The organism is Ramlibacter sp. G4-7, assembly GCF_057784995.1.
The window spans coordinates 167,815-183,272 of the sequence record NZ_JBYNTT010000009.1 but is presented as its reverse complement, the minus strand read 5'-3'; the positions used below and the strand labels follow the sequence as shown (position 1 = coordinate 183,272).

The 15,458-nt window shown below is 68.8% G+C and carries 14 protein-coding genes; 6 read left to right on the top strand and 8 right to left on the bottom strand.

Annotation, left to right across the window (positions count from 1 at the left end; all coding sequences use genetic code 11):
* Nucleotides 1-82: 82 nt before the first annotated feature.
* The 4 genes from AC3EGR_RS14470 (at nucleotide 83) to AC3EGR_RS14455 (ending at nucleotide 3,054) form a co-directional block, all read left to right on the top strand.
* Complete coding sequence (locus AC3EGR_RS14470; protein ID WP_488547192.1) at nucleotides 83-658, top strand: lipid-binding SYLF domain-containing protein; 576 nt, start codon at nucleotides 83-85, stop codon at nucleotides 656-658.
* Between the two features lie 139 nt (nucleotides 659-797).
* Nucleotides 798-1,259 (top strand): hypothetical protein, encoded by a 462-nt coding sequence (locus AC3EGR_RS14465; RefSeq protein ID WP_488547191.1) that lies wholly within the window; start codon nucleotides 798-800, stop codon nucleotides 1,257-1,259.
* Nucleotides 1,259-1,732, top strand: a complete 474-nt coding sequence (locus AC3EGR_RS14460; protein WP_488547190.1) for an LEA/WHy family protein — start codon at nucleotides 1,259-1,261, stop codon at nucleotides 1,730-1,732. Before AC3EGR_RS14465 ends, AC3EGR_RS14460 begins: the two co-directional genes overlap by 1 nt.
* Before the next feature lie 164 nt (nucleotides 1,733-1,896).
* On the top strand, nucleotides 1,897-3,054 hold the full coding sequence (locus AC3EGR_RS14455; RefSeq protein ID WP_488547189.1) for a helix-turn-helix transcriptional regulator: 1,158 nt from the start codon (nucleotides 1,897-1,899) through the stop codon (nucleotides 3,052-3,054).
* A 7-nt stretch (nucleotides 3,055-3,061) separates the two neighbouring features.
* Here AC3EGR_RS14455 and AC3EGR_RS14450 read toward each other — a convergent pair whose 3' ends face one another.
* From AC3EGR_RS14450 to imuA, 4 genes are read right to left on the bottom strand one after another with little or no spacing between them, the layout of a single operon-like run.
* Nucleotides 3,062-3,949, bottom strand: a complete 888-nt coding sequence (locus tag AC3EGR_RS14450; RefSeq protein ID WP_488547188.1) for an LOG family protein — start codon at nucleotides 3,947-3,949, stop codon at nucleotides 3,062-3,064.
* 38 nt (nucleotides 3,950-3,987) lie between these two features.
* Nucleotides 3,988-7,239, bottom strand: a complete 3,252-nt coding sequence (locus AC3EGR_RS14445) for an error-prone DNA polymerase (protein WP_488547187.1) — start codon at nucleotides 7,237-7,239, stop codon at nucleotides 3,988-3,990.
* 9 nt (nucleotides 7,240-7,248) lie between these two features.
* Complete coding sequence (locus AC3EGR_RS14440; RefSeq protein ID WP_488547186.1) at nucleotides 7,249-8,523, bottom strand: Y-family DNA polymerase; 1,275 nt, start codon at nucleotides 8,521-8,523, stop codon at nucleotides 7,249-7,251.
* On the bottom strand, nucleotides 8,489-9,211 hold the full coding sequence (imuA, locus tag AC3EGR_RS14435; protein ID WP_488547185.1) for a translesion DNA synthesis-associated protein ImuA: 723 nt from the start codon (nucleotides 9,209-9,211) through the stop codon (nucleotides 8,489-8,491). The genes AC3EGR_RS14440 and imuA overlap by 35 nt, the downstream gene beginning before the upstream one ends.
* Nucleotides 9,212-9,344: 133 nt before the next feature.
* Between imuA and AC3EGR_RS14430 the strand changes: the two genes are divergently transcribed.
* On the top strand, nucleotides 9,345-11,195 hold the full coding sequence (locus tag AC3EGR_RS14430; RefSeq protein ID WP_488547184.1) for an ABC transporter ATP-binding protein: 1,851 nt from the start codon (nucleotides 9,345-9,347) through the stop codon (nucleotides 11,193-11,195).
* Nucleotides 11,188-11,763, top strand: a complete 576-nt coding sequence (locus tag AC3EGR_RS14425) for a DNA-3-methyladenine glycosylase (protein WP_488547183.1) — start codon at nucleotides 11,188-11,190, stop codon at nucleotides 11,761-11,763. The genes AC3EGR_RS14430 and AC3EGR_RS14425 overlap by 8 nt, the downstream gene beginning before the upstream one ends.
* 88 nt (nucleotides 11,764-11,851) lie before the next feature.
* On the opposite strand, the gene AC3EGR_RS14420 is transcribed toward AC3EGR_RS14425, so the two are convergent.
* The 4 genes from AC3EGR_RS14420 to AC3EGR_RS14405 form a co-directional block, all read right to left on the bottom strand.
* Nucleotides 11,852-12,442, bottom strand: a complete 591-nt coding sequence (locus AC3EGR_RS14420; RefSeq protein WP_488547182.1) for a hypothetical protein — start codon at nucleotides 12,440-12,442, stop codon at nucleotides 11,852-11,854.
* Nucleotides 12,443-12,572: 130 nt separating this feature from the next.
* Nucleotides 12,573-13,961 (bottom strand): CoA transferase, encoded by a 1,389-nt coding sequence (locus AC3EGR_RS14415; protein ID WP_488547181.1) that lies wholly within the window; start codon nucleotides 13,959-13,961, stop codon nucleotides 12,573-12,575.
* 33 nt (nucleotides 13,962-13,994) lie between these two features.
* The gene (locus tag AC3EGR_RS14410; RefSeq protein ID WP_488547180.1) at nucleotides 13,995-14,633 is read right to left on the bottom strand and encodes a 3-oxoacid CoA-transferase subunit B; all 639 of its coding nucleotides are present in this window, start codon (nucleotides 14,631-14,633) and stop codon (nucleotides 13,995-13,997) included.
* 51 nt (nucleotides 14,634-14,684) lie between these two features.
* Nucleotides 14,685-15,377, bottom strand: coding sequence for a CoA transferase subunit A (locus tag AC3EGR_RS14405; protein WP_488547179.1), 693 nt, complete (start codon nucleotides 15,375-15,377; stop codon nucleotides 14,685-14,687).
* Nucleotides 15,378-15,458 lie beyond the last annotated feature (81 nt).

Sequence of the window (15,458 nt, the reverse complement as noted above, 5' to 3'; positions counted from 1 at the left end):
ATTGACCTGCATCAACTCCTCTCGCGCGCCGGTCGCCTAGATTGGCCCGCACAGGCGCCCCGGCGGCGCGAGAGGACGCTGCATGCACCGTCGTACCCTGATCCTGGCCGCGGCGGCGCCGATGGCCGCCTGGGCCGCCAAGGACGTCGCCAAGGACGTCGCCAAGGACGTCGCCAAGGAGCGGGCCGAGGTCCGCAAGGCCGCCGACCAGGCGCTGGCGGCCGTCTACAAGGCGCAGCCCGAAGCGCGCAAAGCCGTCGAGTCCGCCGCGGGCTATGCGGCCTTCAGCAATTTCGGCATGAAGGTGCTCGTCGCCGGCAGCGGAACGGGCAAGGGCGTGGCCGTGAACAACAAGACGCGCGCCGTCACCTACATGAAGATGGCCGAGTTGCAGGCCGGCGTGGGCTTCGGCGTCAAGAAGTTCAGCCTCGTGTGGGTCTTCGAGACGCCGCAGGGTCTGGACAAGTTCGTGAATTCCGGCTGGGAGATCGGCGGGCAGGCCACGGCCTCGGCCAAGGCCGGCGACAAGGGCGCCGCCTACCAGGGTGCCGTCAGCGTCTCGCCCGGCGTGTGGCTGTACCAGGTGAGCGGCGACAGCCTCGCGCTGGAGCTCACCGCCAAGGGAACCAGGTACTACAAGGACGAGGACCTCAACTGAGGTGCGCCTGCCGCGGCCAGCGCCACGCGGAAGGACCAGGGCCAAGCCATGCATCGGGGCGCGCCGTGACAACAAATGGTGAGCCGGGGCGCGAGCGCGTATGCTGGGGTTCCGGGCCCCAGCCCCGAGGAGGTCAACCATGGCCACGAGACGCCTGTCCACCCTCGCCGCCTTGCTGTCGCTGGCCGCGTGCGCCGCCCCGCAGCAGGCCGACGTGGTTGCGCTGGCACCCTCACCCACCAACGCCGGCAGCCTGGCGCGCGCCACGCTCCTGCCGACGGCCGAAGGCACGCGCATCGAGCTGTTCTTCACCGCCGCCGGGCACCAGCCCACGGCGCCGCTGCACGTCTACACCTACCTCTATGAAGGGCAATGCGCCGCCTTGCCGCAGCAGCCCGCCTTTTCGCTGAACGACAACGTCCTGGTGCGCAGCACCCGCGGCGAGCTGGCGCAGGGCAGGCGCGGGGCGTTCACGCTGTCGCACAAGGTGCCCTTGCCGATCGCGGAACTGGCCGGCGGGCGCTATGCGCTCGCGCTGCACTCGGCACCGGCCGACGGCGGCGGGCTGCTCTATTGCGGCGAGCTGCGGAGGGCCGCGTGATGCGCCGCCGCCTCGCGCTTCAGGGCGGCGCCGCCCTCTTCCTGCTGGCCGGTTGCGCCGCCATGCCCGGCCGCGAGCCGCTCAAGGTGCAGGTCGCCGACCTCGAACCCATGGACGGCGAGGGCATGGAACTGCGCTTCCTGTGCGTCATGCGCGTGCAGAACCCCAACGACACGCCGCACGACTACCGCGGCGTCGCGCTGGACCTGCAGGTGCGCGGAAGCACCTTCGCGAGCGGCGTGGCCGACCTCTCCGGCACGGTGCCGCCCTTCGGCGAGGTCCTGCTGTCGGTGCCGGTGTCCGCGTCGGCCGTGAACCTCGCGCGCATCGCCATCGGCCTGTTCATGGGCGGCGGAGAGCGCCCGCGCGTGGACTACCACCTGCGTGGACGCATCGGCAGCTCCCGCTTCGAGTCGAGCGGCGAACTCACGCTGCCGCAGTTGCCGGGCAGCCGCGCCGCCGTTCCAAGCTAGCACACTTCCTACTTACGGCCGCCCCCCCTGCAGCGAGGGGTTCGCGTCGACGCGACAGTCCACCGTCGGGAGGATGTGCCGCTTCGCATTTGTTCGAATATGCTCGGGGCCGAGTCGGGAGAAGCGCGGCCATCGCGCGTGCAGCAGACGAGGAACCAGGGGCAATGGACCTTTCCGAGCAGGCGTACGAGCGTTTCGTGGAGATGATCTACGACGCCGCCGAACATCCCGCGCGCTGGCGCGATCTCTACGGGCAACTGCAGCAGGAGCTGGGCGTGCGCTCGGTCCACATGCTGGGCTTCGACAAGCAGCACGGCACCCTGTCGTACAGCGACGGCGCCAACATGCCCGTCGAGGGCGAGCTGGCGTACATGCACCACTACCGGCTGATCGACCCGCGCGTGCCCATGCTCGCGCAGCTGGAAGTGGGCGAGTGGCTGCACTTCCCGCAGATGCTGCCGCCGGAGGTGGTGGAGACGCACCCGATCTACCAGGACTTCCTGCTGCCCTACGACCGCCGCTACAACAGCATGGTCACGCTCGTGGACGTGCCGGAAGCGACGGTGCTGATCTCCTTCCTCAGCGGCGAGGCGGAAGGGCCGGTGCAGCCGCACACCCTGGCGTTCATCGACCGGCTGCTGCCGCACATGCGGCGCGCGTGCCGCATGGGGCTGCAGAACTTCGTCTATTCCTCGCAGGCCCTGGTGGGCCACCTGCTGGTGGACAAGCTGCGCCAGCCGGTCGTGCTGATGACGCCCGGCGGCGAGGTGATGCACACGAACCATGCCGCGCAGGAGCTCCTGCGGTCCACGCGGCTGGTGCAGGTGGAGGACGGCCGGCTGGAGTTGCCGCCGGCGGCGATGAAGGACGTGCTGCAGCGCTGCGTCGAGCTCGAACAATCGATGAAGTCGGGCCAGCCCCTGCCCGACCCGGTCGGCGCCAGCCAGTTCCGCTCCGTGCGGATCAGCGACGGACGCAACGAGTCGGTCTACGCCTTCTTCACCGTGCTGTCGCCGCAGCGGGAGATGGGCACGTTCGGGCTGCGGCCGGTGGTGATGCTGCTGTTCTACCACCCCGAGTCGGCGCCGCCGATCGACGCGAGCCTGCTGTACGCGGTGTTCGGCCTGTCGCCGGCGGAATGCCGCATCGCGACGCTGCTGGCCGAAGGCCTGTCGCTCAAGGAGATCGCGCAGGCGCAGGGCACGCAGCTCGATACCGTGCGCAAGCAGCTGCGCTCGATCTACCAGAAGACCGACACCAACCGCCAGCCCGAGTTGATCCGCCTGCTGCTGCACCTGCCGCACAACGCGGTGCAGCAGTAAGACAGGCTCAGTCCAGCTTCAGGTCGGCGCGCAGCGCGGCCACGAGGCCCTCGGGTGAGGCGGCGAACTTCAGGAAGGCGAGCTCGTCGCGGCGGACCGTGCCGCGGCGCACCAGGTCGTCCAGGCGCGCGTCCAGCGCCTTCCAGTAGGTGGCGCGGTCGCCGAAGAAGTACACGGGCACCGGCAGCACCTGGCGGCTCTTGAGCGTCTCGACGATCTGGTAGATCTCCCATTCGGTGCCCGTGCCTCCCGGCGTGAGGACCATCGCGGCGGAGTGCTTGATCATGGCCGCCTCGCGCGCCACGACGCTGGAGAAGACCAGGCCGTGGGTGACGTGCGGGTTCAGGGCCTTGCTCGCGTCGCCGCCGTAAGGACGCTGGGCGGTGGCGGTGGCAGCCCGGTCGTAATAGGTGGTGTAGCCAATGCTGGGCGCGGCGGCGTCCTTCGCCCCGCGGTTCGCCGCTTCCATGAGGCCGGGGCCGGCGCCCGTCATCACGGGCACGGTGCGGCCGTAGCGGGCGCTCCATTGGCGCGCGAAGCTGCGCACCGCGGCGTAGATCGCGTCGTTCTGCGGCTTCAGCTGCGGGTCGCAGCCGGCGGCGCCTGCTTCGCAGGCAGCGTTGTTCTCGGAAATGCGCGAGCTGCCGAAGATCGTGACGTAGCCCCTGGGGAAGAGGCGCGCCTGCACGGCGTCGCTGCAGGCGAAGTCGCGGGCGAAGTCCTCGGGCTTGAGCGCGTTCTCGACGCCGAGATAGGGGCCGACGTAGAGCGCGTTGGGCACGTTGGCGGCGACCGGGCAGCTGGAGGCGGCGCGGTTGGCGGGGGTCGCGCAGGCGCAAAGCAAGGAGGCTGCGGCGAGGAACAGCGGCAGGCGGAAGAAAGACGTTGGGTTCATGGCGGCACTGCAATCACGAAGCGTGCCACTGTAGGGGATCAGTGGAAATCGCGCGAGTCGCTGCGGCGTCCCAGGCGGCCCAGCAAGGGAGTGAGGTCCTCCAGCTGCTCGGCGATCAGGTGCCGCACCTGCCCGCCGCTGTCCACGTCGCGCTGCCAGATGCCGCGCACGGCCATCAGGCGGGAGTGCAGCAAGGCATCGCGCTGGCGCTCGCGCACGTGCTTCCACACGATCACGTTCACCGGCCCGGTCTCGTCCTCGATCGTCACGAAGATGGTGCCGTTGGCCGTCTGGGGCTGCTGCCGCACCGTCACGATGCCGCAGGCGCCCACGCGGCGGTTGTGCGGCAGGTCGTGCAGTTCCTGCGCGCTCTTGAGTTTCATGCGCGCAAGCCGTCCGCGCAGCAAGGCCACGGGATGGCGGCGCAGCGTGAAGCCCATGGAGGAGTAATCGAAGTAGATCTCCTCGCCTTCGCGCGAAGGTTCGAGCAGCAGCTGCTGCTCGTTCACGGGGGCGGACTGCAGCAGCGCTGGAGCCCTCCTCTGCGCCGCGGCCTCCCAGACCTGCTGGCGCCTGTGGCCCGCAAGCGATTGCAGCGCGTCCGCTGCGGCGAGTGCGTTGAGGTCCTGCACGTCGAGCTGCGCGCGCAGTGAGAGGTCTTCGACGGATTCGAACGGGCCCTGCTCGCGCGCTTGCACGATGCGACGTCCTGCGGCTTCGGAGAGCGAGCCGACCATTCGAAGACCGAGGCGGACAGGGGGTCTCCGATGGGGGTCGGATTCCAGTTGGCTCACGTCACTGCGGGATGGATCCGCAATGCATTCGGCCTGCGATTCACCGGCGGATGGATCCCGGGTTGGCGCCGGGAGGAAATGCGGGGGAGGGAAATTGGAATCTGACCCCAATTTGGAGTCCCAGTCCGAATGCGAAACATCCGGCGGCAAGACCTCCACGCCATGACGCTGCGCATCCTGGATCAACTGCGCCGGCGCATAGAAGCCCATGGGTTGCGAATTGAGCATCGCGGCGAGGAAGGCCTCGGGCTCGTGGCATTTCAGCCAACTGGAGTCGTAGGCAAGCAAGGCGAAGCTGTAGGCGTGGCTCTCGGGAAAGCCGTATTCGCCGAAGCCGAGGATCTGCTTGAAGATGCTTTCCGCGAAGGCGCGGCGGTAGCCCTTGGCCAGCATGCCGTCGATCAGGCGGTCCTGGAACTTGTGCACGCCGCCATGCCGCTTCCACGCGGCCATCGAGCGGCGCAACTGGTCGGCCTCGTCGGCGGAGAAACCGGCGGCGATCATGGAGATCTGCATCACCTGCTCCTGGAAGATCGGGATGCCCAGAGTGCGCTCCAGCGCGGGCTTGAGCTCCTCGCTCTCGTACGCGATGGATTCGCCACGGCGCAGCCGCTCGCGCGACTTCAGGTAGGGATGGATCATTCCGCCCTGGATCGGCCCCGGACGCACGATCGCCACCTCGATGACCAGGTCGTAGAAGACCTGGGGCTTGAGCCGCGGCAGCATGGACATCTGGGCCCGGCTCTCGATCTGGAACACGCCGACGGTGTCCGCCTTGCAGATCATGTCGTAGGTGGGCTGGTCCTTGTCGGGAATGTCGCCCAGCCCGAACGGCGTGCCGCGCCGGATGCTGACCAGGTCCAGGCAGCGCCGGATCGCCGTGAGCATGCCCAGCGCCAGCACGTCCACCTTCATCAGCCCCATCTCCTCCAGGTCGTCCTTGTCCCACTGGATCACCGAGCGGTCCTTCATCGCCGCGTTCTCCACGGGCACCAGCCGCGTGAGCTTGCCCTGCGTGAGCACGAAGCCGCCCACGTGCTGCGAAAGATGGCGCGGAAAGCCCATGAGCTCCTCGCTCAGCTCCATCCACAAGGAGACCGACTTCTGCGCCACCTCGACCTGCAGAGACGCGGCCAATTCGCCGATTTTCTGCACCCGCACCCCGCGCTCGTCGAACCAGAAATGGTCCTTGGCGAAGGCATCGACCAGCACCTCTGGGATGTCCAGCGACTTGCCGACGTCGCGGATCGCCGAACGCGTGCGGTAGCTCGCCACCACCGCTGCGATGGCCGAACGGTCCCGCCCGTACTTGCGGTAGATGTACTGGATCACCTCCTCGCGCCGTTCGTGCTCGAAGTCCACGTCGATGTCCGGTGGCTCCTTGCGCTCGCGGCTGATGAAGCGCTCGAACAGCAGGTCCGACCGCGCGGGGTCCACGGCGGTGATCCCCAGGCAGTAGCACACGGCGGAATTGGCGGCCGAGCCCCGGCCCTGGCACAGGATCTTCTGCGAACGCGCAAAACGCACGATGTCGTTCACCGTCAGGAAGAACATCTCGTAGGCGCAGTCGGAGATGAGGTCCAGCTCACGCACGAGCTGGCGCCGGACGCGCCAGGGCACGCCTGCGGGATACCTCTGCCGCGCACCTTCGATGGTGAAGCGGCGCAAGGCCTGGCGCGGCGTCAGTCCCGCCGGGACTGCCTCCAGCGGGTACTGGTACTTGATCTCCTCCAGGCTGAAGCTGCAGCGGTCGGCCACTTCCAGGGTGCGTTCCAGCATGTCGGGCGGATAGAGGGAGGCCAGGCGCATGCGGTGGCGCAGGTGCCGCTCCGCGTTCGCCTGCAGCTCGAAGCCGCAGGCGGCCACCGGCTTGCCCAGGCGCACGGCCGTCATCACGTCCTGCAGCGGCTTGCGCGACCGCGCGTGCATGTGCACGTCTCCAGCGGCCACGAGCGCAACGCCGCTCGCCTCGCCGGCACGTTGCAGGTCCTGCAGCCACAGGTCGTCGGATCCATCCAGCAGCAGTTCCGCCGCCAGCCAGAGGTGGCCGTCGAAGAAGCGCCGCGACCAGTCCAGCCGTTCGCACAGATCGTGCAGCGGCAAGCCACGGGCTGGAGACAGAAGCACCTCGCACCCGGCGAGCATGGAAAAATCGCTGGCCTCGCGCGTGCAGACATAGCTGCCCTTGTCCGCCACCCGCCGGGCTGCGGTGATGAACTCGCACAGATTGCCCCATCCGATGCCGTCGCGCGCGAGCACCACGAGGCGGAAGCCGTCCAGCGCGAACTCGGCGCCCAGCAGCAGCTTGAGGTTCAGCTTCTTCGCTTCTGCGTAGGCGCGCACCACGCCGGCGACGGAACATTCGTCGGTGATGGCCAGGGCGGTATATCCGAGCTCGTGGGCGCGCTGCACCAGCTCCTGCGGGTGCGAGGCACCGCGCTGGAAGGAGAAGTTGGAGAGGCAGTGCAGCTCCGCATAGTCAGGCAACCAGGACATGGCTCGCCTTCATGCGTAGATGCCGTGCAGGAACCACTGCGCGTGTTCCTGCTCGGCAGAAAGCCGTTCGCGGAAGATCCACAGCAGGCCGGCCTGTTCGCTGCGGGCGATGAAGTAGTCGCGCACCACCGGCGTCTCCACCTCGCAATTCCACCAGCTCGTTTCGATGCGGCGTGCGCGCGTGAGCAGTTGCAAGGCGCCCTGGTACCAGGGCTGGTCGCCTTTGACCTGCAGGCCCAGCGGCTGCGTGAGCAGCCAGGGAGGAAAGAGCACGTCCTCCGCCCTCCCCTGTGCCGGCCCGGATGCGTGTGCGGACAAGGCGGGCACGCACTCCTGCATGGCCTCGGGCCTGTGGTCCTCCCTCGGCTGCAGCAGGGTCACGTTCTGCTCTCCCAGCCGCACGCTCAGGCGCTCCACCAATTGGTGCAGCCGCTCGCCCTGCTTCTGGTCCTCGGGAAGCAGGCTGGTGGTGAGCCCGCCCCAGGGCACGGTGTCCAGCGTGCGCAGGCGCAGGTGGTTGGCGGGTGCCGAGATCGTCGTGCGTCCGAGACGCTCCGCAGCCAGTCGCCGCAGGTGGCGCATGTCCTGCGTGGGCTGGGCGGTGCGCAACTCCATCTTTTCCGTGGCCGGCAGGAGCTTGCCGTCGATGCGGCGCAGGTCCAGGGTCCACTCCAGCTCGAAGGCCAGCACGCCCAGGTTGCGCCCCTGCAACCAGGCTTGCAGCCGGTTCAGCAGGTGCGCGCAGGCGAGCAGCAGTTCCGGAGCGGAGGTAGCGAGCTCCGGCAGTTCCTGGTTCTCGTCGAACACCGCCGGCAGCGTGAGCCATTCGTAGCGCTCCGGCTGGTCGCCCCAGGCGCGGTCCAGCGCAGCGAGCAGCTCGCTGCCGAAACGGCGGGCGACGCCGGCCCGCGGCAGGTCGTGGAATTCGCCCAGGGTGGTGACACCGACGCGCTCCAGGGTGTCCACGTACTTCTGCGCCGCAGTGAACGTGGACAAGGGCAAGCCCCCGGGTACGGCGATGGGCAGGCTCTGCCCCTTGCGTTGCAGGCGCAGCAGCGACAAGGCGACCAGGGACGTCGGCCCCGCAGCCCAGGCAACGAGTCCACTCGTGCGCAGCAACCTGCGCAGCAGGCGCTTGCGCCCGCCGAACAGGCGCTCCGAGGCGCCCACTTCCAGGAGCAGGGCCTCGTCGACGAAAGCGACGCGTGGGGTGAACTGCAATGCCCGCCAGCCCCACGCCTTCGGATCGTCATGCGGCGACGGTTGCAGGGCGATCCAGTACATGCGATCCGGTCGTGAAGGTCTGGGGCAGCAGTCGGCGGTCCTTGCGGGCCCCCAGGAGGGAAGACAACATCTGCGGCTGCGCGCGCAATACGATCGGCTCCAACAGGGGCGGGCCGCGGCGCTTGAGCACCACCACTTCCAGCGTTTCGGTGCCTTGCACCAGCAGACGCAGCCGCGCGGGCGAGGACTGGTCCCGCACCTGCAAGGGCCGGAACAGCACCAGCAGCTTCTGCCCGGCCTGCGCACACAGATGCAGGCGGCGCAGTTCCTCCGCGCGCGCGCGTTCCACCCATGCAATCACCGCACTCACGTCGGCGCAGCGCAAGGCCTGCTCCGCGGCCCAGAGCCGCGATGCGGGCCGCTCGGCCTGCACGCACAACAGGCGCTCGGGGGCAATGCCTTGCGCGCGCAGGCTGGGACCGAAAGGCTGGTAAGGTGGCTGCACCAGCACCGCAGGATCACCGCCCGCGATGGCTGCTGCCAGGCCCGCGCCCAGCAACTGCCAGACATGCTGCTGCCCCTCGGCCTGCAGCACCTCGACCAGGCTGCCCACGGGCCAGCCCCGACCCGGCAGGTTCGCATCCAGCGCCGCATGCCCGGTGGATACCGTCCGCTCCTGCGCCTGCGCGAGCTCCCTGCCGCGCCACACATGGGGCAGTTCGGGGACGGGCAGGTTCAGGGCAGTCATGGCAGGTACTGTTTGTTTATACAGTATCTTTCCTGCGGCTGGAATGCCTTGCGACCTCCCCGCCCCGAAGGCGTGGCGATTCCGTTAAAACTGCCGGTCGGCCCGCGATGGGCCCGCCGCCCTGGAGACCTCGTTGTACCGGCTCTTCGAAAAACTCGTTCACCCTTACCCGGAGGAGATCCCCCGGGACCTGCCCAAGGGCTTCTTCTCCTTCGTCTGGGCCTGCACGGCCGGGCTTCGCCCGTTCCTGCTGCTGCTGGCCATCGTGAGCGCCGCCATCTCCACCTGGGATGCCTGGCTGTTCGCCATCCTCGGCCACGTCGTCGACTGGGTCAGCCAGACACCGCGCGAACAGCTCTGGGCCCAGGAACGCGGGTCCATGATCGGGTTCACGCTCCTGCTGTTCGGCAGCGTCGCGCTGGTGGGCTTCCACACCTTCCTGAAGCACCAGGCGCTCGCCATCAACTTCCCGCTGCGGCTGCGCTGGAACTTCCACCGCATGATGCTGGGGCAAAGCCTTTCGTTCTACTCGGACGATTTCGCCGGCCGCATCACGACCAAGGTGATGCAGACGGCCCTGGCCGTGCGCGAGATGCTCTTCACCGTGATCGAGGTGGTGATCGCCATCGGCGTCTACTTCATCACCATCCTCGCGCTGGCGGGCAGCTTCGACACCCAGCTCATGCTGCCCTTCGTGATCTGGCTGGCCTGCTACGCCGCTTCCTGCATCTACTTCGTGCCGCGGCTCGCCCGCGTGGGCAAGGCGCAGGCCGATGCCCGCGCCATGATGACGGGTCGCATCACCGACGCGTACACCAACATCTCCACGGTCAAGCTGTTCTCGCACACGCACCGCGAGGCCGGCTTCGCGCGCCAGGCCATGAGCGAATTCATGACCACCGGCTACCGCCAGATGCGGCTGGTCAGCGGCTTCGAGATCGTCAACCACACGCTGGTGGTGTCGCTGATCGTGGGCGCTTCCGGCTTCGCGGTGTGGCTCTGGACGCAGAACCAGGTCGGCGTGGGTGCCGTGGCCGCGGTCACCGCCATGACCTTGCGCGTGAGCAGCATGTCGCACTGGATCATGTGGGAGATGGCTTCGCTGTTCGAGAACATCGGCACCATCCAGGACGGCATCGTGACGCTCACCCGCCCGCGCCAGGTGCTGGATGCGCCCGATGCGAAGCCGCTGGAGGTGTCGCGCGGCGAGGTGCGCTTCGAGGACGTGCGCTTCGGCTACGGCAAGCCGCAGCCCGTCATCGAGGACTTCGACCTGGTGATCCGGCCCGGCGAGAAGGTGGGCCTGATCGGCCGCTCCGGCGCCGGCAAGTCGACGCTGGTGAACCTGATGCTGCGCTTCTACGACATCGAGGGCGGCCGCATCCTGATCGACGGGCAGGACATCGCCCATGTCACGCAGGACAGCCTGCGCGCCAGCATCGGCATGGTCACGCAGGACACCTCGCTGCTGCACCGCTCCGTGCACGACAACATCAGCTACGGCCGTCCCACCGCGACCGAGGAAGACCTGGTGCAGGCGGCCAAACGCGCGCACGCCCACGAATTCATCCAGAAGCTCACCGACCCGCAAGGCCGCGTCGGCTACCAGGCGCACGTGGGCGAGCGCGGCGTCAAGCTCTCCGGCGGGCAGCGCCAGCGCATCGCCATCGCCCGCGTGATGCTCAAGGACGCGCCCATCCTGCTGCTGGACGAGGCCACCAGCGCCCTCGACTCGGAGGTCGAGGCTGCGATCCAGGCCAGCCTGAAGGAGCTGATGCAGGGCAAGACGGTGATCGCGATCGCGCACCGCCTGTCCACCATCGCCGCGCTCGACCGGCTGGTCGTGATGGACCAGGGGCGCATCGTGGAGCAAGGGACGCACCGCGAGCTGCTCGCGCAAGGCGGCCTGTACGCGAGCCTGTGGGCGCACCAGAGCGGCGGCTTCCTCGGCGAGGACACCGAGGAGGAAGCGGTGCATGCCTAGGCGGCTGAGGCCGGCGGACTTCATGGGAAACGCGCCGGACATGGCGCGCGCCCTCATCGGCGCCGTGCTGCTGGTGGACGGCGTGGGCGGCCGCATCGTCGAGACCGAGGCCTACGACCGCGAGGATCCGGCGTCGCACAGCCACTCGGGCCCGACGCCGCGCAACAAGGCGATGTTCGGCCCGCCGGGGCGGGCGTACGTCTACCGCTCGTACGGCATCCACTGGTGCCTGAACTTCGTGTGCCGGGAGGAAGGTCACGGTGCCGGGGTGCTGATCCGGGCGATCGAGCCGCTGCGGGGGATCGAAACGATGTGCGAGCGGCGCGGGATGCAGGACCTGCGGCTGCTGTGCGCCGGGCCGGGCCGGGTCGGCCAGGCGCTGGCCATCGTGCACGACTTCAACGGCCACCGGCTGGACCACAAGCCCTTCGAAGTGCTGGCGGCCGAGCGCGACTACGACGTGGTGGTGGGTCCGCGGATCGGCATCAGCAAGGCCGCGGACGTGCCGTGGCGCTACGGCCTCGCGGGCTCGCCGTTCGTGAGCAGGAAATTTCCGGGAACGCGCTAGATGGCGTTGCGGCTTCGAGCCGCAACGCCATGGGCGGCGCGTGATCGAGGTGCCTGTGGATCCCGGACCAGGTCCGGGACGACACGCTTCAGCGCTGGACCGACAGCTTGTCCCCGCGCTGGATGAAGGTCACGGGCGGATTGCGCATTTCGGTGATGACGGTTTCCTGGCGCGCGGGACCCGCGCCCATCGCGCTGGTGTTCACCATCGGAGCCCGCGCAACGGACGTTTCCGCCGGGATCACGGTGAAGGTCGACAGGTTCGCGCGGGCGGCCGCTTCGGCCGGGACCAGCACGATGTCGCCAGCGACCGTGGTGTGCGGAAGGTGCTCGCGCAGCGCCGTTTCGCGGTCGGTCAGCAGGGGCGAGGCACTGGAGGAAGGCGAGATCTGGCGGCCGGTGCGCTCCATGCGGATGGTGTTCACCGGCACCATGGGGCCGGTGGGGCGCGCCACCTGGGCGATGTTCACCGGCGGGCAGGTCGGGGACTGGTCGAACACCAGGCTGGTCCCGGCCGGGAAGCGTCCGGACAGCGCCTGGTGCAAGGGCAAGCTCATGTCGACCGGCGCCTCGAGGCCGCGGTAGACCACGCGGCCGCTGGCGTCGTACACCGTATAGCAGGCCATGGCGTTCGCACCCGCCAGCAGCAGCCCGCACAGCACTCCCAGTTTCAGTTTCATGACTTGCCCTTCCACCGCAGGACAGCGGCGCGACTCGTGATGGGCGGATGATGAGCTTCCCGCCCGTCCAGGCACGCAGGCCGAGCCTTACAACTGCTGTCAGCGGCCTTCCCGTGCTGCTGGCTGGACGTTACCAGCGCGGCGGCGAATCGCCGGGACGCTCCGACGGTCGGCTCCAGGCTGCGGGCGTACGGCTGAGCTGGGCGGCATGCCGCGGCGCGCGCAGGACGCCCCAGGCGGAGGGCGTCGTCTCGCAGAAGGCGTCGAGCTCCGGCGGCTGCACGGCGAAGCCCTCCGGCACGCGTCCGAGCTGCCGCAGCCAGTGGCCGGTCTGGGCGAGCGAGACCTGCACGTGCCAGCTGCCGCCCTCCTGCTGCTGGCGGTGCAAGGCGGCGGCCGCTCCGAAGGCAATGAGGTAGCCGGTGGCCTCGTCCAGGATCTGCATGGGCAGCGCCCGCGGCTGGTCGGGCGTGCCCGCCGCTTGCGCTTCCGCCAGGTTGAAACCGGTGGCCGTCTGCACGAGGGAGTCGAAGCCGCGCCGGTCGCGCCACGGACCTTGCGCGCCGTACGCGGACAGGGACACGGCGACGATCCCCGGCCGCCGCCCGGCGAGTGCTTCGGGACCGTAGCCCAGGCGATCCAGCGCGCCGGGGCGGTAGCCTTGCACGAAGACATGTGCCGTCTCCAGCAGGGCGTCCATCGCGGCCCGCCCGGCGTCGGTGCGCAGGTCCACGAGGGCCGAGCGCTTGCCGCGGCTGGTGTCCGCGATGGCCTCGATGTTGGGCAGGTGCGGCGCGTTGACCAGCATCACGTCGGCGCCGTAGGCCGCCAGCGCGCGGCCACCGACCGGTCCGGCCAGGATGCGGGTGAGGTCCAGCACGCGCAGGCCATGCAGCGGCGGTTGCTGCGCATCAAGGGCAGCCAGCGGCAGCGGAGGCGCATCGCCGATGCGGGTGATCGTGAACAGGGGCTGGACGGCGATCGCGCGCCCTGCTTCGCTCGCATCCCATTGCGCGAAGCTGCGCAGCGCCGTCGCGACCACGCCGGCGTCGGCGGCGGCGTGCTCGAAAGCGAAGGCGTCCCAGCGTTGCATCGCGCGCTCGGCGTCGGCGCGCTCCGCCGTCGCCGGATCCAGCCCCAGCAGGCGCAGGGCGCCCTCGCGGTGGTGGGCGAAGTTCGCGTGGACGCGCACCCAGCCGTCGCGGGCGCGGTACAGGCCGGAGAAGCGATCCCAGGGTTCGGGCACGCGCCCGCCGATGCTGAACCAGCCGCGGCACTCCGCCGACGCATGGACCGCGTCGACGCCCACCGTCTGGCGTGGGCTTGCGCGGAGGTGCCCGAGTTCGCAGGCGGCGAGCGCCGCGGCGGCGATGGTCGACTGCGCGGCGGTGGCCACGCAAAAGGAGGAGGGATAGACCGGGTCGGTGCCCGTGAGGTGGGCGTAGGGAAGCGCTTGCGCTGGGAGGCCGGCGAGCCGCCAGAGGCCCGCCAGCGCTTCGGTGGGGTTCGCCGCGCTCACCACCACCCTCCGTCAATACCGATCCACGCGCCCTTACTTCAGGAGCTTGACCCCGGTCTTGGACTGCACGAACTCGAACTCGACGCCGGGAGCGAGTTCCACGACCTTGAGGCCTTGCGGCGTGACGTCGAAGACGCCCAGGTCGGTGATGACGCGGTCCACCACGCCGACACCCGTCAGCGGCAGCGTGCACTGCGGCAGGATCTTCAGGTCTTCGGTGCCGTCCTTCTTCTTCGCGACGTGCTCCATCAGCACGATCACGCGCGGCACGCCGGCCACGAGGTCCATGGCGCCGCCCATGCCCTTGACCATCTTGCCGGGGATCATCCAGTTGGCCAGGTCGCCCTTCTCGCTCACTTGCATGGCGCCGAGGATGGACAGGTTGATCTTGCCGCCGCGGATCATGGCGAAGCTGTCGTGGCTGCCGAAGATGGACGAGCCCTTGATGGTCGTCACCGTCTGCTTGCCGGCGTTGATCAGGTCGGCGTCGACTTCGTCGTCCTTCGGGAAGGGGCCGATGCCCAGCATGCCGTTCTCCGACTGCAGCCACACTTCCTTGTCGCCGGTGAAGTTGGCCACCAGCGTCGGGATGCCGATGCCGAGGTTGACGTAGAAACCGTCCTTGAGTTCCTGGGCCGCGCGCGCGGCCATCTGGTCTTGGGTCCAGGGCATGATTTTGATCCTAGTCGGTTGAGGACGGAGCTGAAGATCTGTCCCGCGAAGTCATCGCGTCGTGCGCTTCTCGATGCGCTTCTCGGGATTGGCATTGAGCACGATGCGGTGCACGTAGATGCCGGGCAGGTGGATGTCGTCGGGCGCGAGCTCGCCCACTTCCACGATCTTCTCCACTTCCACGATGCAGACCTTGCCCGCCATGGCGGCAGCCGGGTTGAAGTTGCGCGCGGTGAGGTTGAAGCGCAGGTTGCCGCTCTTGTCGGCGACGTGCGCCTTCACCAGCGACACGTCCGGCACCAGCGAGCGCTCCATGACGTAGGTCTCGCCGTCGAACTCGCGCTGCTCCTTGCCTTCGGCCACCATCGTGCCCACGCCGGTCTTGGTGAAGAAGGCGGGGATGCCGGCGCCGCCCGCGCGCAGCTTCTCGGCCAGCGTGCCTTGCGGCGTGAACTCCAGCTCCAGCTCGCCCGCGAGGTACTGGCGCTCGAACTCCTTGTTCTCGCCCACGTACGAGGAGATCATCTTCTTGATCTGGCGCGTCTCCAGCAGCTTGCCGAGGCCGAAGCCGTCGACGCCGGCGTTGTTCGAGATGACCGTCAGGTCTTTCGCGCCGCTTTGCTTCAGCGCCTCGATCAGGGCTTCCGGGATGCCGCAGAGGCCGAAGCCGCCCACGGCCATCAGCTGCCCGCTCTTGACGACGCCGTCGAGGGCTGCCGCCGCATTGGGATAGATCTTGTTCACACCACTCTCCTGCTGGAAGGGCCTTCGTTGGGGACAACCCGGCTGGGCGCTACGATACTACCTACGATGCTACGTAGTACT